The 15782-nt window shown below is 60.9% G+C and carries 17 protein-coding genes; 8 read left to right on the top strand and 9 right to left on the bottom strand.

Annotated elements, in window-relative coordinates; all coding sequences use genetic code 11:
• Positions 1–6: 6 nt before the first annotated feature.
• Both efp and K1W69_RS18125 read left to right on the top strand, forming a co-directional pair.
• A complete protein-coding gene (gene efp / locus K1W69_RS18130; RefSeq protein ID WP_220229828.1) occupies positions 7–570 on the top strand; it encodes an elongation factor P in 564 nt (187 codons plus the stop codon).
• Positions 571–765: 195 nt separating this feature from the next.
• Positions 766–1560: an inositol monophosphatase family protein gene (locus tag K1W69_RS18125; protein ID WP_220229827.1), complete on the top strand. Its 795-nt coding sequence runs from the start codon at positions 766–768 to the stop codon at positions 1558–1560.
• Positions 1561–1611: 51 nt separating this feature from the next.
• Here the strand turns inward: K1W69_RS18125 and K1W69_RS18120 are convergent, their stop codons facing one another.
• Entirely contained in the window at positions 1612–2016 is a 405-nt protein-coding gene (locus tag K1W69_RS18120) for a GNAT family N-acetyltransferase (RefSeq protein ID WP_220229826.1), read from the bottom strand.
• A 297-nt stretch (positions 2017–2313) separates the two neighbouring features.
• Between K1W69_RS18120 and K1W69_RS18115 the strand changes: the two genes are divergently transcribed.
• Genes K1W69_RS18115 through K1W69_RS18105 form a run of 3 tightly spaced genes read left to right on the top strand, consistent with a single transcriptional unit; the run spans position 2314 to position 6091 of the window.
• Positions 2314–3360 (top strand): MotA/TolQ/ExbB proton channel family protein, encoded by a 1047-nt coding sequence (locus tag K1W69_RS18115; RefSeq protein ID WP_220229825.1) that lies wholly within the window; start codon positions 2314–2316, stop codon positions 3358–3360.
• Positions 3361–3363: 3 nt separating this feature from the next.
• Entirely contained in the window at positions 3364–4395 is a 1032-nt protein-coding gene (locus K1W69_RS18110) for a peptidoglycan -binding protein (protein ID WP_220229824.1), read from the top strand.
• 49 nt (positions 4396–4444) lie between these two features.
• Positions 4445–6091 (top strand): FAD-binding dehydrogenase, encoded by a 1647-nt coding sequence (locus K1W69_RS18105; RefSeq protein WP_220229823.1) that lies wholly within the window; start codon positions 4445–4447, stop codon positions 6089–6091.
• Between the two features lie 388 nt (positions 6092–6479).
• On the opposite strand, the gene K1W69_RS18100 is transcribed toward K1W69_RS18105, so the two are convergent.
• Entirely contained in the window at positions 6480–8285 is a 1806-nt protein-coding gene (locus tag K1W69_RS18100; protein ID WP_220229822.1) for an ABC transporter transmembrane domain-containing protein, read from the bottom strand.
• Between the two features lie 211 nt (positions 8286–8496).
• Between K1W69_RS18100 and rpmE the strand changes: the two genes are divergently transcribed.
• On the top strand, positions 8497–8718 hold the full coding sequence (gene rpmE / locus K1W69_RS18095) for a 50S ribosomal protein L31 (RefSeq protein WP_220229821.1): 222 nt from the start codon (positions 8497–8499) through the stop codon (positions 8716–8718).
• A 73-nt stretch (positions 8719–8791) separates the two neighbouring features.
• Here the strand turns inward: rpmE and rcdA are convergent, their stop codons facing one another.
• Positions 8792–9316: a protease adaptor protein RcdA gene (gene rcdA / locus K1W69_RS18090; protein WP_220229820.1), complete on the bottom strand. Its 525-nt coding sequence runs from the start codon at positions 9314–9316 to the stop codon at positions 8792–8794.
• A gap of 391 nt (positions 9317–9707) precedes the next feature.
• A complete protein-coding gene (locus K1W69_RS18085; protein ID WP_220229819.1) occupies positions 9708–9896 on the bottom strand; it encodes a DUF1192 domain-containing protein in 189 nt (62 codons plus the stop codon).
• A 117-nt stretch (positions 9897–10013) separates the two neighbouring features.
• Here K1W69_RS18085 and K1W69_RS18080 point away from each other — a divergent pair, with 117 nt between their 5' ends.
• Both K1W69_RS18080 and K1W69_RS18075 read left to right on the top strand, forming a co-directional pair.
• Positions 10014–10997: an NAD(P)H-quinone oxidoreductase gene (locus tag K1W69_RS18080; protein WP_220229818.1), complete on the top strand. Its 984-nt coding sequence runs from the start codon at positions 10014–10016 to the stop codon at positions 10995–10997.
• A 6-nt stretch (positions 10998–11003) separates the two neighbouring features.
• Positions 11004–11162 carry a hypothetical protein gene (locus K1W69_RS18075; protein ID WP_220229817.1) on the top strand — a complete coding sequence of 53 codons (159 nt, stop codon included), beginning with the start codon at positions 11004–11006 and terminating at the stop codon, positions 11160–11162.
• Here the strand turns inward: K1W69_RS18075 and K1W69_RS18070 are convergent.
• The 5 genes from K1W69_RS18070 to gap form a co-directional block, all read right to left on the bottom strand.
• On the bottom strand, positions 11150–11905 hold the full coding sequence (locus K1W69_RS18070; protein WP_220229816.1) for an SGNH/GDSL hydrolase family protein: 756 nt from the start codon (positions 11903–11905) through the stop codon (positions 11150–11152). The genes K1W69_RS18075 and K1W69_RS18070 overlap by 13 nt on opposite strands.
• A 102-nt stretch (positions 11906–12007) precedes the next feature.
• Positions 12008–13033, bottom strand: coding sequence for a class I fructose-bisphosphate aldolase (locus K1W69_RS18065; RefSeq protein WP_220229815.1), 1026 nt, complete (start codon positions 13031–13033; stop codon positions 12008–12010).
• A gap of 191 nt (positions 13034–13224) precedes the next feature.
• Positions 13225–14421, bottom strand: coding sequence for a phosphoglycerate kinase (locus tag K1W69_RS18060; RefSeq protein ID WP_220229814.1), 1197 nt, complete (start codon positions 14419–14421; stop codon positions 13225–13227).
• Between the two features lies 1 nt (position 14422).
• Positions 14423–14731 (bottom strand): DUF1272 domain-containing protein, encoded by a 309-nt coding sequence (locus K1W69_RS18055; protein WP_220229813.1) that lies wholly within the window; start codon positions 14729–14731, stop codon positions 14423–14425.
• Between the two features lie 35 nt (positions 14732–14766).
• Positions 14767–15768 carry a type I glyceraldehyde-3-phosphate dehydrogenase gene (gene gap, locus K1W69_RS18050; RefSeq protein ID WP_220229812.1) on the bottom strand — a complete coding sequence of 334 codons (1002 nt, stop codon included), beginning with the start codon at positions 15766–15768 and terminating at the stop codon, positions 14767–14769.
• Positions 15769–15782: the final 14 nt, after the last annotated feature.

Below are 15782 nucleotides of genomic sequence, written 5' to 3'. Positions count from 1 at the left end.
ACAGCAATGAAAATCAACGGAAACGAAATTCGTCCCGGGAACGTGATCGAGCACAATGGCGGCCTCTGGGCTGCGGTCAAGACCAATGCGGTCAAGCCCGGCAAGGGCGGCGCGTTCAACCAGGTCGAACTGAAGAACCTGATCGACGGCACCAAGCTGAACGAACGTTTCCGCGCATCGGAAACGGTCGAGAAGGTGCGCCTCGAACAGAAGGAATTCCAGTATCTCTACGAGCAGGGAGACATGCTGGTTTTCATGGACACCGAAAGCTACGAACAGCTCGAACTGCAGCACGATTTCGTCGGCGATCGCGCGAACTTCCTGCAGGACGGCATGATGGTGACGGTTGAGCTCTATGAGGAAAAACCGATCGGCGTCTCGCTTCCCGACCAGGTCACGCTGAAGATCGTCGAGGCCGATCCGGTGGTGAAAGGACAGACGGCTGCGTCGTCCTACAAGCCGGCGGTGATGGAAAACGGCATCCGCGTCATGGTTCCCCCTTTCATCGAGGCGGGCGAAACCATCCTCGTCGACACGAACGAAATCAGTTACATCCGCCGCGCCGACTAGTGGTCCGATTCCGGCATTTGCATCCCGATGCGACGTGTTCTGTAGCAAATGTCGGAATCTTCACGACCACTCGCCGGATTATGTTTCTAGTGGAGCTTTTTAATTTGACATTTGAAAACGAATTCGCGACTTGCGGGACTCAAATGTCAAATTTGCTCCACTAGGCCGGTCAACCGTCAGGAAAAGACGCAATCAATGGCCCGTTCAGCCCTTCTCAACGTCATGGTTCAGGCCGCCTTCAAGGCGGGCCGGTCCCTTTCGCGCGATTTCGGCGAAGTTCAAAACCTGCAGGTCTCGCTGAAAGGTCCTAGCGACTATGTCAGCCAGGCCGACAAAAAAGCCGAGGACGTGATCCGCAGGGAATTGCTGAAAGCCCGGCCGACCTACGGCTTCCTGGGCGAGGAAAGCGAGGAGGAGAAGGGCACGGACGGGCAGCATCGCTGGATCGTCGACCCGCTGGACGGCACCACCAACTTTCTGCACGGCATCCCGCATTTTGCGGTGTCGATCGGGCTTGAACGGCAGGGCGAGATGGTCGCCGGCGTCGTCTACAACCCGGTCACCGACGAACTCTTCACGGCCGAGCGCGGCGGCGGCTCTTTCGTCAACGACCGGCGCATGCGGGTCGCGGCAAGAAAGACTCTCACCGATTGCGTCATCGGCACCGGCGTGCCGCATCTGGGACGCGGCAAGCACGGCCAGTTTCTGATCGAACTGCGCAACGTGATGGGCGAAGTGGCCGGGATTCGCCGCAGCGGCTCCGCCGCCCTTGATCTCGCCTATGTCGCGGCCGGCCGTTTTGACGGTTTCTGGGAAGACGGCCTGAGCCCCTGGGACATCGCCGCCGGCATTATTCTCATCCGCGAAGCGGGCGGGTTCATTTCGGACCGGTCCGGCGGAAACAGGATCTTCGAGACCGGCGCCGTCGTCACCGGCAACGAGCGAATCCAGCGGGAACTTATGCAAGCGCTCAAACGGCCGGTGGAATAAGTGCACCCGGATAGATCGGCGGACGGCTTTTCCCAGGACTGGGAGAGGTGTTCATCGTTTGAAGCGCAATAGCTTGGACGTACCCTCGTTAAAACCTAATTTCTGGTAGAAGGGGATCAGTCTCTCCGGGCAGTAAAGTTCGAAACTGTTCACCTTGGAAAGCGCATCGTGGCCGATGATGCGATCGATCAGCGCTTTGCCTATGCCGTAACCTCTGAAGTCACTGTGAACAATGACGTCGAAAATCAGGGCCTTGAAAGTGAAGTCGGTCAGAACCCGCGAGAACCCGACAAGCTTGCCGTTTTCGCCACAGCAGCCCAGTGTGAGATCGGAATGGTCGAGCATTTGCGCGACATCACTGAATGTCCGGCCTTTCGTCCACCATTCCTTTTTATAGAATTCGTACAATTCCTCCCGCCGGGGGCCCTCGAATTCTTCAATCCACGCATATCTCATAAATAGCTTCCAGTATTTATCGCAAACGGCCCAGCGCCGGGCATCTGCCTGAGTGTATGCACCAGCTTGTCCTGTTCAATTCCCGAGATTTGACAGTGTGGCTCCTTTTCTGTCTCGTTGTTGCCCAACAAGTCTTTTATTTTGTGCTTGTTTTTGTTTATCTCTCTTCCGTGCCGGAGGGGAGGCAATGATTCCTGTGTACTGTTGTGCTCCCCCGAACGGGACGCGGGCATGAATCCGGCAGACCGGTTGGCTGAAGGAATGGCCGACTGATGTAGAATCTGGGGTTTCTTGCATATGGCAAAACTGAAACTATCGGGATGGGGCTTATCGGATCAGGATGGTCTTCAGCCGAGCCGGCTGTCCAGCCCGCTCGTGTTTTTCTGGAGCCAGCTGATCTTCCTCATCATGTCGGGATTTCTGGCCGCTATCCTGTATCGGCAGATATCGGAGGCGTTTTTCGCCAATCCCGGTCTCAACGGGCTCATCCTGTTTGTTCTTGCGATCGGCGTTTTCCTGGTCTTCAACCAGGTGCTGCGATTGCGGCCGGAAGTGCGCTGGGTCAATTCCTTCGTGCAGGGTGGAGAACGCGTGCGCAATGTTCGCCACCCGACCCTGCTGGCCCCGATGCGCGCATTTCTCACCCGCAAGGAATCGATGTCCCTGACGACGTCGTCGCTACGCTCGATTCTCGATTCGATCGCCACGCGTCTCGACGAGTCGCGCGACACTTCGCGCTATCTCATCGGGCTTCTGGTCTTTCTTGGCCTTCTCGGTACGTTCTGGGGCCTTTTGCAGACGATCGGCTCGATCAATACGGTCATCCAGTCGCTGGATCCGGGAACCGGCGACACGAATGACGTGCTGGCGGCCCTGAAGGAAGGGCTTTCCTCGCCGCTCGACGGCATGGGCACGGCGTTTTCCTCGTCGCTGTTCGGTCTCGCGGGTTCTCTCATTCTCGGCTTTCTCGACCTGCAGGCCGGCCGCGCCCAGAACCGGTTCTACACCGAACTGGAAAACTGGCTGTCGACGGTCACCGATCCGGATTTCGACGTCGTGCACGAATCCGCCGGCGGCGCCGACAACGCCGAAGATATTCGCCGTCTGTCCGAGACGGTGCAGCACATGGCGCAGGCCGGCGGCGGCATCAACCAGCGCTCCACCGCCGCCATGGCCAATCTTGCCGAGGGCATACAGGGCCTCGTCAAGAACATGCGCAGCGAACAGCAGATGCTGCGCGACTGGATCGAGGCCCAGCAAGCCGAATCGAAAGCGCTGCGCGCCACGCTGGAAAGGCTCAGCGAAAAGATAGAGCGGCTCGGCGGCGGCAAGGGAGATCGATAGCCGATGGCACTCGCCAAAAGCAGGAGAGGATATCGGAGCGTCGATTACTGGCCAGGCTTTGTTGACGCCCTGTCGACATTGCTTCTCGCCATCATGTTCCTGCTTTCGGTCTTCGTGCTTGCGCAGTTTCTCCTGAGCCGCGAAATCAGCGGTCGCGACGAAGTTCTCAATCGCCTGAACAGCCAGATCAACGAGCTGACGCAGCTCCTGGCGCTCGAACGGTCGAGCAACCAGGACCTGGAGGATTCGCTGGCCAATCTGCAGGCGTCGCTGTCGGCGGCCGAGGTCGAGCGCTCGCGGCTGCAACAGATACTCGACCGCGGATCGGGCGCTTCGGATCTCGCACAGCAGCGGATCGGCTCGCTGGAGGATACGCTGGACGAGGAGCGCCAGGTCAGTCAGCGCGCGCTGGCCCAGGTGGAGCTTCTCAACCAGCAGATCTCGGCCTTGCGTCGCCAGATCGCCGCGCTGGAAGACGCGCTGGAAGTGTCGGAGGACAAGGACCGGGAGAGCCAGGTCAAGATCGCCGATCTTGGCCGTCGCCTGAATGTGGCTCTCGCCCAGCGCGTGCAGGAACTGAACCGCTACCGCTCGGATTTCTTCGGACGATTGCGCGAGATCCTGTCGGATCGGGAAAATATCCGCATCGTCGGCGACCGCTTCGTTTTCCAGTCGGAAGTGCTGTTTCCTTCCGGCGGCGCCGACCTCAACGAGGCCGGCGAAGTCGAGATGGCGAAGCTGGCCCAGGCGCTGCGCGATCTCTCCCGCGAAATCCCGTCCGATATCAACTGGGTTCTGCGCGTCGACGGTCATACGGATAACGTGCCATTGTCCGGAACCGGCCGCTACGCCGACAACTGGGAGCTTTCCTCGGCGCGCGCCACATCGGTGGTCAAGTTCCTGATCGAACAGGGCGTTCCGGCCGAGCGGCTGGTCGCGGCAGGCTTCGGCGAATTCCAGCCCATCGAGGAGGGCGATTCGCGTGAGGCCCGCGCCACCAACCGCCGTATCGAGCTGAAACTGACGGAGCGATAAAAGAACGGATCGCCGCCGGCGGGAGACCGGCCGCGATGTGGGAGGAGACATGGACTGCGACGCAATTATCGTCGGCGCCGGACTTGCGGGTCTCGTCGCCGCGGCTGAACTCGTCGACGCCGGCAAGTCCGTCGTCATCGTCGATCAGGAAAACGGGAACAATATTGGCGGCCAGGCCTTCTGGTCGTTCGGCGGGCTGTTTTTCGTCAACTCGCCTGAACAACGTCGCCTCGGCATTCGCGACAGCCGCGACCTCGCCTGGCAGGACTGGCAGGGTTCTGCGCAGTTCGACCGCGACGAGGACCACTGGCCCCGCAAATGGGCTAAGGCCTATGTCGATTTCGCGGCGGGCGAAAAGCGTTCCTGGCTGCACCAGCAGGGCGTGCGCTGGTTTCCCGTGGTCGGCTGGGCCGAGCGCGGCGGCGGCCTTGCCGACGGTCACGGCAACTCTGTGCCGCGTTTCCACATTACCTGGGGCACGGGTCCCGGACTGATTGAACCCTTTGAACGGCGGGTGCGCGAAGGCGTCGACAAGGGGCTGGTCAAGCTGTGTTTCCGTCATCGCGTCGACGAACTGATCGTGACCAACGGCGCGGTGACCGGCGTTCGCGGCAAGCTGCTCGAGGAATGCGCCAAACCGCGCGCCGAGCAGTCGAGCCGTGTCGAAACCGGAGATTTCTCGTTCACGTCGGAGACAGTGATCGTCACCTCAGGCGGAATCGGCGGCAATCACGATCTCGTCCGACGCAATTGGCCGAGGGATCGCCTGGGCGAGCCGCCTGCGGAGATGATTTCCGGCGTGCCGGCGCATGTCGACGGGCGCATGCTCGCAATCAGCGAGGCGGCGGGCGCCGCGATCATCAATTCCGACCGGATGTGGCACTATACGGAGGGCGTGAAAAACTGGGCGCCGATCTGGCCGGCTCACGGCATCCGCATCCTGCCCGGACCGTCGTCGCTCTGGTTCGATGCTGAGGGCAATCGCATGCCGATCCCGTGCCTGCCGGGGTTCGATACGCTGTCGACCCTTCGCCACATCATGCACAGCGGCCACAGTTACAGCTGGTTTGTTCTCAACCAGTCGATCATCGAAAAGGAATTTGCGCTTTCGGGATCCGAGCAGAATCCCGACCTGACAGGCAAGAGCGTTCGCCAGGTGCTGCAGCGGGTCAAGAAGGGCGCGCCGCCGCCCGTCGAGGCGTTCAAGGAAAAGGGTGAGGATTTTGTCGTTCGCGACACGCTCGAATCCCTTGTTGAGGGCATGAACGCGTTGACCGGCGATGGTCTCATCGATCACGACCGGCTAAAGGCGCAGATCGAGATGCGCGACCGTGAAATCGAAAATGCCTACACGAAGGACCTGCAGGTCGCGGCCATCCGCGTCGCGCGAAACTATCTCGGCGACAAGCTGATCCGCACCGCCAAGCCGCACCGCATTCTCGATTCGAAACACGGACCCCTGATCGCGGTCCGGCTGCACATTCTCACCCGAAAGACGCTCGGCGGAATTCACACGGACCTGTCGTCACGGGTGCTGGACAGCCGCGGCGAGCCGATATCCGGCCTCTATGCGGCGGGCGAGGTCGCGGGTTTCGGCGGCGGCGGCGTGCACGGCTACAATGCGCTTGAAGGCACGTTCCTCGGCGGCTGCGTTTTTTCCGGAAGGATCGCGGGACGGGCAGCGGCGAAGGGATAGCGGGCTGCGCGACGTCGAAACAAAAAGAGAACATTTGAGAAGATTTTCCGAGCGTGTTGTGGTATAGTCCGGGCGCCGAAAGAGGCGCGTCGGTCGGCGTGCTGCTTTCCGTGGATTGACCCGAAAAACGCGGATTCCCGAAACGAAGCCAAATTGACGTGAAAAAGGCAGATTCCCGAAACGAACCCAAATCCGGTTTCGGAAAAGTCGAATTCCCGAAACAAAGCCAGATTTCGCGCCGGAAACGGCAATTCCCGAAACAAAGCCAGATCCGATTCCGGAAAGACCGAAATCCCGAAACAAAGCCAAATGCAATCCGAAAAAACTTAAGGTTTTGTTTTTAATATAAATTATAGATTTAAGGCGAGTTGCGCCACGTTTTCGGGCGTCATTCTCCGGCGGCGGCGCTCAGCGCTTCGCTGTCATGGTCGAACTGCAGCCGGGCGAGACGCGCATAGATGCCGTTTTCGCGTACAAGCGCGCTGTGCGCGCCTTCCTCGACGATCTCGCCGCCGTCGATGACCAGGATCCTGTCGGCCTTCAGGATGGTCGCAAGCCGGTGGGCGATGACGAGCGTGGTGCGGTCCTGCATCAGCGAGGTCAGGGCCTTCTGCACCAGGGTCTCGCTTTCCGCGTCCAGCGCGGAGGTCGCCTCGTCCAGAAGCAGGATCGGGGCGTCCTTCAGTATGGCGCGGGCAATGGCGACGCGCTGGCGCTGGCCGCCCGAAAGCGTGACGCCGCGCTCGCCGACCATCGTGTCGTAGCCGGATTCGAGATTGCGGATGAAATCGTCGACCAAGGCCGCTTTCGCGGCGGCGATGATTTCAGCTTCCGAAGCATCGGGTCGTCCGAAGGCGATGTTCTCGCGCACGGTGCCGGCGAAAATCGTTACGTCCTGAGGCACGCTGGAAAGCCGCGCGCGCAAATCCGACGGATCGACGTCGCGCACGTCCACGCCGTCGACGCGCACGGTTCCGCCGTCGGGATCGTAAAACCGGTTGATGAGCGCGAAGAGCGTGCTCTTGCCGGCGCCGGACGGTCCGACGATCGCCACCGTCTCGCCCGGCTTCACGGAAAAGGAGAGCCGGTCCAGGATCGGGTGTCCGGGGCGGGCGGGATAGGCGAAACGCACCTGTTCGAAGTCGATCGACCCGAGCGGCGGCTCGGGCATTGCAACCGGGTTTTCCGGCGCCTCGATGGCCGGTTTTTCATCCAGCAGTTCGGTCAGCCGCTCGGCTGCGCCGGAAGCCTGCGAGAGCTCGCCCCAGATTTCCGACAGCGTGCCGAGACTGGTCGCCGCCACCACGGAATAGAGCAGGAACTGGCCGAGCGTTCCGGCCGACATCGTGCCTTCGAGCACGTTCTGCGCGCCGTACCAAAGGATGCCGATGACGCTGGCGAAGACCATCAGGATGGCGACGCCGGTCAGGAAGGCCCGCGAACGCGTGGCGGCGCGGGCCGCCAGGAAGGCGTTGTCCACTGCCTCGGCGTAGCGCCGGATCGCCATGGGTTCGCTGTTGAAAGACTGCAATGTGCGTGTCGCGCCAACCGCTTCGCTGGCGAAGGCGGTGGCCTCGGCGAGCGTGTCCTGGGCTTCGCGCGACCGCCGGCGCACCGAGCGGCCGAAGCCGACCAGCGGCAGCACGATCAGCGGGATCGCAAGCAGCACGAGACCGGAGAGCTTCGGGCTGGTCACCACCATCATGATCGTCGCGCCGAGGCAAAGAATTGTATTGCGCAGGGCCAGCGAGGCCGTTGCGCCGACGGCGGATTTGATCTGCGTCGTGTCGGCGCTCAGCCGCGAAATGATTTCCCCGGACTGGTTGAGATCGAAAAACGAGGCGGACAGGCGGGTGATATGGGCGAAGACGTCCCGGCGCAGATCCGCCACGACGCGTTCGCCAATGGTGATCACGAAAAAGTACCTCAGCGCGCTGGCGAGCGCGAGCAGCGCGGCGATCACCAGAAGCATCGAGAAGTAATTGTCGATGAAGCCGGCGTTCGATCCGGAAAAGCCCTTGTCGATCATGCGGCGAACTGCCAGCGGCAGGGCGAGCGTCGCGACGGCTGCAAGGACCAGCGAAACCAGCGCCGAAACGACGAGGCCGCGATAGTTGAGCAGGTACGGATAGAGATAGGTCAAAGGACGCAGCGAGGACCGGCCGCCTTTTTTCCGCTTGCCGTTTTCGGCCATTTCATTCCCTTGCTGACGCCGGGTTGCAAAATTGCATCCGGCCACTTGTCACGTTCCGGGCCATCATGTATAGGCTCGCCATCGAATTGGAAAGCCGTGACCGTCCCGGTATGCGGCTTTGTTTGTTAAATGGGCCGGATTGCCGCACCCCGAACCGACGCAAGGCGGCCGGTTCCGGCTCCGACCGATCCCGAACTGGCAGGACATTGCAATGAAGGCTGATATCCATCCCGATTATCACATGATCAAGGTCGTCATGACCGACGGAACGGAATACATGACCCGGTCGACCTGGGGTTCCGAAGGCGACACCATGACGCTCGACATCGACTCCAAAGCGCACCCGGCCTGGACCGGCGGCCAGCAGCAGCTGCTCGACCGCGGCGGACGCGTCTCCAAGTTCAAGAAGCGGTTTGAAGGTCTCGGCCTCTAGGCAGCGTTCGACTGAACTTGCAGGACTATCGAAACCCGCCGCCAGGCGGGTTTTTTCATGGGAGAAAACCGGATCAGCCGGTCCCGAACGCCGTGCTCAACAATGTCTGCTGGGCCTTGACGGCGTTTTCGCGATCCGGATTGACGAGCGCCGCCTTCTGTTCGTCGCGATGGTAGATCTCGCTGTCGAGCAGGGCGACGCGCGACTGGACGCGAAGCGATCGTTCGACGAGCACGCGGAACTCGAGCGGCAGTTCAGTCCAGCCCGGCGCCGAGGGATCGCAGGCGAAGCTGTCGAGACGCACCTTGGACTTTTCCGCAATGACCTGCTCGCGGGTCATTTCCCCGGTATTGACCGCTCTTTGCAGCAGAAGCCATGAGGCGAGCTGCATGAGACGCGTGGTCAGGCGCATCGACTCGGCGGCGTAGAGAACCGAAGCAAGACGCGGCAGCGCCTTGGATTCCTGTCGTCCCGGACCGTCGAGATAGGCGGCGGTTTCTTCCACCAGCTGCATGCCTTCGGAATACAGAAGACTGAAGGATGCCGAAGAGGTAAAACGATCGGCAATTCGTATCGTGTTTTCTTTGGATTCAGCCATTTATTTCATTCAGTATGGATTGCGCCAGCGTTGTCCCAATCTCCGCGGCATCATTGTTATAATTGCCTCCGACGTCACATCAAAGTGGGCCCTATCGGTTGTGCACATGGTTTGTGAGCCAAAATGCAGATGGAGAGGCTTTTGGGCAAGAACATAATTAAAGAAAGGTTAACGGCTTTCGCCAAATGCCGACTACCCGAGGACACAAAAAAAGAGCCGCAAGGCGGCTCTCAGAAGTTTAACAGGGAGGCATCAAACAGAATGACCACTTTGTCACTCGGTCCGAAATCCAGAAGCTCTGGATGCAACCAGTAAACACCTGTAAAGCTTAATGACCGGTTAACGGTTGGGAATTTATTAAAAGTTTTTTGTTGTTTCCGCTCAAAAGAGCTCACCTGAAGATGGAGTTGGCCGCATCCCGGCTGCTTTGTTTCGACTCCTTCTCCTTCTCCAGACGGTCGATCTCGGCCTTCAGTAAATTGATTCGATGATCAAGTTCATCCACTGACAACATCGACAGGTCGCTTCCAACTTCATGGAAAGTGGGCTTCTTCTGAGGCTCTTCGTCAAATATCGACATCCCGGTTCTCCTCCGACGGCGCGTCAAGGCAAAAGAGGTTTGTCCGCCGGCATGGCGGACTGGCCATGATAATGGCATAAGACGGGTGAGTTCAACGAGAGCAACCGAGGTGAAGCGATGCGGGTGATAGAAATTCGGGAGCCAGGCGGTCCGGAAGTGCTGGAAGTGGCGACGAGGGATGCGCCGGAGCCGCGGGAAGGGGAACTGCTCGTCCGCGTCAAGGCGGCGGGCGTCAATCGTCCGGACTGCCTGCAGCGCATGGGCGGCTACGCGCCGCCGCCGGGCGCATCCGATGTGCCCGGGCTGGAAATCGCCGGCGAAGTCGAGGCGCTCGGACCCGGCGCCGAGGGGTTCAAGGTCGGCGACGCCGTGTGCGGACTGGTTCCGGGCGGCGGCTATGCGGAGTTCTGCACGGTTCACGCCAGCAATGCGCTGCCGGCGCCAGCAGGCTTCAGCTTCAACGAGGCGGGCGCCATACCCGAAACCTATTTCACCGTCTGGCATAATGTCTTTCAGCGTGGCGGCCTGCGGGAAGGCGAGGTATTTCTGGTCCACGGCGGAACGTCCGGCATCGGCACGACGGCCATTCAGCTCGCCAAGGCCTTCGGCGCGACGGTGCTCGCCACGGCGGGCACGGAAGAAAAATGCAAGGCCTGTCTCGATCTCGGCGCCGATCGCGCGATCAACTATCGCGACGAGGATTTCGTCGCGGCCGTCAGGGACGCCACGAATGGCGTGGGCGCCAATCTGATCCTCGACATGGTCGGCGGCAGCTATATCGAACGGAATTTCGACGCTGCGGCCGAGGAAGGGCGCATTGTGCAGATCGCCTTCCTTGGCGGACCGAAGGCGGAGGTCAATTTTTTCAAGCTCATGGTCAAGCGGCTGGTTCACACCGGCTCGACGCTCAGGCCGCGCAGCATCGAGTTCAAGGCGCAGATTGCACGGGAGTTGCACGAAAAGGTCTGGCCGCTACTGGAAAAACGCCAGGTCGCGCCGGTCATGGACACGATCTTTCCGTTCGAACGCGCGTCCGCCGCCCATGCCCGTATGGAGGAAGGGCAGCACATCGGCAAAATCGTGCTCGACCTGGACGGTTAGGCGCTCGTGACCAAGATACTCGCCCTATTCCTGCTGCTGGCGATGGCGGCTCACATCATCAAGCCGCTCGGCCTGCCCGGTCTGAAGAAGCGCGGAGACTTCTGGAAGATCGCCGTCATCGCCTTTGTGGTGATGAGCCTGGCGATCGTGCTTCAGGTGGAGTGACCGGCCGGTCCGGGAAGCGCAAGGATCGTGTCGGCAAGAAGTTCCGCCCAGTAGCCGTAGCCGGCCGCGCTGGCGTGAAACCCGTCGATGGAATAGCCGAGCGGATTGGATGATTCGAGAAGCGGCGCGACCGTAGCGTAGCGCTCGTTGCACAGCTTCACGCCCATATCGTTGATGAGTTCGCGGCGCATTTGCAGGATTGCGGAGAGGGGGGCCGGAAACCCGGGAACGGTCTTCATGTCGATCAGCGGCGACCAGATGAGGGTCGCGTCCGGCCACTTTGCGTGGAGCGCATAAAGCAGTCCGCCAAACGCTTTCTTGAATCGGCTGACGGTATGGAAGTTCTTCATGTCGTTGGTGCCGAGAGACAGCACGATATGGGTGTAGGGCCGGCGTTCTAGATTGGGCGTAACATGGTCGCGGATCTGTCCGCTCGTGGCTGAATTCGATCCGGATATGCGCCAGGACGCCGATGCGTTCGATTTGCTGTTGATGAAACCGGCGATCTGGGGCGCAAGCGAATCTGCGACATCTTCCACGCCTACGCCGCAGGCCGAAGAATCGCCGATGACGAGGAGGCGGTAGGCCTCTTTCCCCGCGACGCCTGCGACGCCGCTTTGCGGACCGGCCGGCGGCGCCTGGCGCGGCGTGCGCGCCCTGACCTTGAGGCCATAGTAGAGTGCTGCCGGCAGCAACAACCAGCTGGCTACGCCGTAGAAGAGTTTGGTTCGGGTTTTCAGCATGGGTGAGTGGTCCGGCGGGTTTCGCGGGATTTCACCGTTTGCCGCTGCGCCTGTCAAGGCGCAGGCCGGCGCTTGTGCGCCCGCCTGTCGCGTCCTTTTGTATCAGGCGGCTTTTTCCAGGTCGGCCTTCCAGTCGCCCATGGCGGCGAGCCCGTTCATCCGTGCGCGGTGGCTGAAGGCCCTTTGCGCGGCTGCGACGTTTTCCGTCTTGCCGGACCAGGCCTGAAGCGCCGCGGCCTGCAGCGCGCGGCCATAGGAGAACGTCAGCGCCCAAGGCAGGTCGCCCATCGCGTTCATTGCAGAAAGATGCGCCGTCGCCTCTTCGTCGGACTGTCCGCCGGACAGGAAAGCGATGCCGGGAACGGCTGCAGGGACGGTCGATTTCAGGCAGCGAAGCGTTTTTTCGGCGACTTCCTCGACGCTCGCGGTCCGCTTGGCCTTGCCGTCTATGACCATGTTTGGTTTCAACACCATCCCCTCGAGCAGGACATCTGCGTCATAGAGCGCGTTGAAGACGCTGCGCAGAACCGCTTCGGTCACCTCGTAGCAGCGGTCGATCGAATGATCGCCCGGCTCGCCATCCATCAGCACTTCCGGCTCGACGATCGGCACGATGCCGGCTTCCTGGCAAAGCGCTGCATAACGCGCCAGCGCGTGGGCGTTGGCTTCCACAGCATAGCCGGTCGGCAGGTCGTCGGATATCGAGATGACGCCGCGCCACTTGGCGAAGCGCGCGCCCAGACCGTAATATTCGTTGAGCCTGTCACGGAGGCCGTCCAGGCCTTCCGTCACGGTCTCGCCGTCAAAGCCGGCGAGCGGCTTGGCGCCCGCGTCGACCTTGATGCCGGGAACCGCGCCCGCATCGCTGATAAGCTTGACCAGCGGCGTGCCGTCGACGGCCTTCTGCCGGAGCGTCTCGTCGAACAGGATCACGCCGGAAATGCAATTCTGCATGGCGTCATCCGCGCGAAACAGCATTTCGCGATAGTCGCGGCGATTGTCCTCGGTGGATTCCACGCCGATCGTGTCGAAACGCTTCTTTATCGTTCCGCTGGATTCGTCTGCTGCGAGTATGCCCTTGCCGGGCGCGACCATGGCGGCGGCAATATCTTCCAGACGTTCGGTCATCGGCTTTTTCTCCCTTGCCCTGCGTCGCCGACCCGAAAGAGCCAGCGCATCAATTGTGTCGGGGGATGCCGATAGCAGAACTGTCGGGCTTGTAAATGGCGGTTAAAAGCCTGAAACGATTAAAAAAACTATTAATCGTTTTAAATGGAGGCTTGCTCTGCGGTTGTGGACAATGGCGACGCCTCGGGCCGTCAGTCCATCAGCGCTTCCACGCCGGGCAGCGGCTTGCCCTCCATCCACTCCAGAAACGCGCCGCCCGCCGTCGAGACATAGGTGAAGTCATCGGCGACATCAGCCATGTTCAGCGCCGCCACCGTGTCGCCGCCGCCTGCGACCGAAATCAGCAGGCCCTGTTCCGTCTGTCCGCCGGCGAATCTGGCGACCGTGACCGTCGCCGTATCGAAAGGCGGAATTTCGAATGCGCCGAGCGGGCCATTCCATACGAGGGTTTTCGCCTTGCCGATCCATTCGATGATCGCGGCGATCGAGTCCGGGCCGACGTCCAGGATCATCGAATCGGCTGGAATTGCGTCGACCTTGACCTGTTGCGTCTCGGCGTGCGCCTTGAACTCACGCGCGACAATGGCGTCCACCGGCAGAACGATTGCGCAGCCGGCGCCGGCCGCCTCGATCATGATCTGCTTGGCGGTGTCCGCCAGATCATGTTCGCACAGCGATTTTCCGACATCCGTTCCACGCGCAGCGAGGAAGGTGTTGGCCATGCCGCCGCCGATGACCAGCGCGTCGACCTTGTGGACAAGGTTCATCAGGAGGTCGAGTTTCGTGGAGACCTTGGCGCCGCCGACGATGGCGACGACAGGGTGATCCGGATCGCCCAGACCCTTTTCCAGAGCCTCGAGCTCGGCCTGCATGGTCCGTCCGGCATAGGCGGGAAGCAGATGCGCCAGCCCTTCCGTCGAGGCGTGCGCGCGATGCGCCGCTGAAAAGGCGTCATTGACGTAGATATCACCTTCTGCGGCCAGCGCCTGGGCGAATTCCGGGTCGTTTGCCTCCTCGCCGGCGTGAAAGCGCACATTCTCCAGAAGTAATATGTCGCCATTGGTCATGTGCGACATTGCCCTGGCCACGGGCTCGCCGATGCAGTCGGGCGCGAAATGCACCCGCTGGTCGAGAACCTCTTCCACCTTGTCGGCGATCGGACCGAGCGACATCGTCGTCTCGGGCTTGCCCTTGGGGCGTCCGAAATGCGCAAGCAGTATGACCTTGGCGTTCTTCGACGCCAGTTCAAGGATGGTCGGGGCCACGCGTTCGATGCGCGTGGTGTCCGTCACCCTCCCGTCCTTGACCGGCACATTCAGGTCCACGCGGACGAGAACCCGCTTGCCGGCGATATCTTTCAGATCGTCAAGGGTCTTGAATGTAGTCATGTCATCGCTCTCCCGGCGGGATTTTGCGGATTTTCTCGATGAAAGCGGGAAGCAGGTCAATGTCCTGCTTCATGTGTACCCGCTGTGATGACGGCGGCTGGTTCGTCAGGCAGGCGCCGGTCCGCCAAGCCTTCGCCGGCCGAACGGGCCGGCGTTCGAAGCCGCCGCCGCAGTTCGGGCAAACATTGGAGAGCACCGTGTCGACACAGTCGTAACAGAAAGTGCACTCGTAGCTGCAGATCATTGCTTCGGTGCAATCCGGTGGCAGATCACGATCGCAATATTCGCAATTCGGCCTGATCGACAGCATCCGGATTCCTCCGAGCCGGTGTTCGTCTTCAGTGGCTAGATGAGCTTTCCCATGGCGACGGCCGTATCCGACATGCGGTTCGAGAAGCCCCACTCATTGTCGTACCAGGACAGGATGCGCACGAAGGTGCCATCCATCACCTTGGTCTGGTCCATGTGGAAAATCGACGAATGCGGATTGTGGTTCATGTCGATCGAAACGAGCGGCTCTTCCGTGAAGGCGAGGATGCCCTTGAGTTCGCCGTTGGCGGCGGTCCGGATGGCTTCGTTGACTTCCTCCACGCTGGTTTCGCGGGAGGCGATGAAATTGAAATCGACAACAGACACATTCGGCGTCGGAACGCGGATGGCGACGCCGTCGAGCTTGCCGTTGAGTTCCGGCAGGACGAGGCCGACGGCCTTAGCCGCGCCGGTCGATGTCGGGATCATCGACATGGCTGCGGCGCGCGCGCGGTACAGATCCTTGTGCATCGTATCGAGCGTCGGCTGGTCGCCCGTATAGGAATGGATGGTTGTCATGAAGCCCTTGTCGATGCCGATGGCCTTGTTCAGCGTGTAGGCGACCGGCGCAAGGCAGTTCGTCGTGCAGGATGCATTCGAAACGACGAGGTCGTCGGCGGTCAGCGCATCGGTGTTGACGCCATAGACAATGGTTTTGTCGGCGCCGGAGGCCGGAGCCGATACGAGAACGCGGCTTGATCCGTTTTCGAGATGCAGCGCCGCCTTTTCCCTTGAAGTGAAGATGCCGGTGCATTCAAGCGCTACGTCCACATCGCCCCACGGCAATTCCTTGGGATCGCGGATCGCGGTCACCTTGATCGGACCCTTGCCGACATCGATGGTTTCTCCGTCAACCGTCACATCCGCCGGAAAGCGGCCGTGAACGCTGTCATATCTCAGCAGGTGCGCGTTCGTTTCAACCGGTCCAAGGTCGTTGATGGCGATCACTTCGATATCAGTCCGGCCTGACTCGCTAATGGCGCGCAGCACGTTGCGGCCGATGCGGCCAAATCCGTTGATTGCGACTTTGACGGTCATCAATGGGTCTCCCG

The sequence above is a fragment of the Flavimaribacter sediminis genome, from assembly GCF_019492055.1.
In the GTDB taxonomy this organism is placed as follows: domain Bacteria; phylum Pseudomonadota; class Alphaproteobacteria; order Rhizobiales; family Rhizobiaceae; genus Flavimaribacter; species Flavimaribacter sediminis.
The sequence above is the reverse complement of the archived record's forward strand: the minus strand, read 5'-3'. Positions and strand labels throughout refer to the sequence as shown.

What these genes read in the sequence shown, in the direction of transcription:
- gap (WP_220229812.1), bottom strand. Translation starts at nt 15,768, where the DNA reads ATGACCGTCAAAGTCGCAATCAACGGATTTGGCCGCATCGGCCGCAAC.
- K1W69_RS18120 (WP_220229826.1), bottom strand. Translation starts at nt 2,016, where the DNA reads ATGAGATATGCGTGGATTGAAGAATTCGAGGGCCCCCGGCGGGAGGAA.
- K1W69_RS18080 (WP_220229818.1), top strand. Translation starts at nt 10,014, where the DNA reads ATGCGGGTGATAGAAATTCGGGAGCCAGGCGGTCCGGAAGTGCTGGAA.
- K1W69_RS18100 (WP_220229822.1), bottom strand. Translation starts at nt 8,285, where the DNA reads ATGGCCGAAAACGGCAAGCGGAAAAAAGGCGGCCGGTCCTCGCTGCGT.
- rpmE (WP_220229821.1), top strand. Translation starts at nt 8,497, where the DNA reads ATGAAGGCTGATATCCATCCCGATTATCACATGATCAAGGTCGTCATG.
- K1W69_RS18105 (WP_220229823.1), top strand. Translation starts at nt 4,445, where the DNA reads ATGGACTGCGACGCAATTATCGTCGGCGCCGGACTTGCGGGTCTCGTC.
- rcdA (WP_220229820.1), bottom strand. Translation starts at nt 9,316, where the DNA reads ATGGCTGAATCCAAAGAAAACACGATACGAATTGCCGATCGTTTTACC.
- K1W69_RS18125 (WP_220229827.1), top strand. Translation starts at nt 766, where the DNA reads ATGGCCCGTTCAGCCCTTCTCAACGTCATGGTTCAGGCCGCCTTCAAG.
- efp (WP_220229828.1), top strand. Translation starts at nt 7, where the DNA reads ATGAAAATCAACGGAAACGAAATTCGTCCCGGGAACGTGATCGAGCAC.
- K1W69_RS18055 (WP_220229813.1), bottom strand. Translation starts at nt 14,731, where the DNA reads ATGCTGTCGATCAGGCCGAATTGCGAATATTGCGATCGTGATCTGCCA.
- K1W69_RS18085 (WP_220229819.1), bottom strand. Translation starts at nt 9,896, where the DNA reads ATGTCGATATTTGACGAAGAGCCTCAGAAGAAGCCCACTTTCCATGAA.
- K1W69_RS18115 (WP_220229825.1), top strand. Translation starts at nt 2,314, where the DNA reads ATGGCAAAACTGAAACTATCGGGATGGGGCTTATCGGATCAGGATGGT.
- K1W69_RS18060 (WP_220229814.1), bottom strand. Translation starts at nt 14,421, where the DNA reads ATGACTACATTCAAGACCCTTGACGATCTGAAAGATATCGCCGGCAAG.
- K1W69_RS18065 (WP_220229815.1), bottom strand. Translation starts at nt 13,033, where the DNA reads ATGACCGAACGTCTGGAAGATATTGCCGCCGCCATGGTCGCGCCCGGC.
- K1W69_RS18110 (WP_220229824.1), top strand. Translation starts at nt 3,364, where the DNA reads ATGGCACTCGCCAAAAGCAGGAGAGGATATCGGAGCGTCGATTACTGG.
- K1W69_RS18070 (WP_220229816.1), bottom strand. Translation starts at nt 11,905, where the DNA reads ATGCTGAAAACCCGAACCAAACTCTTCTACGGCGTAGCCAGCTGGTTG.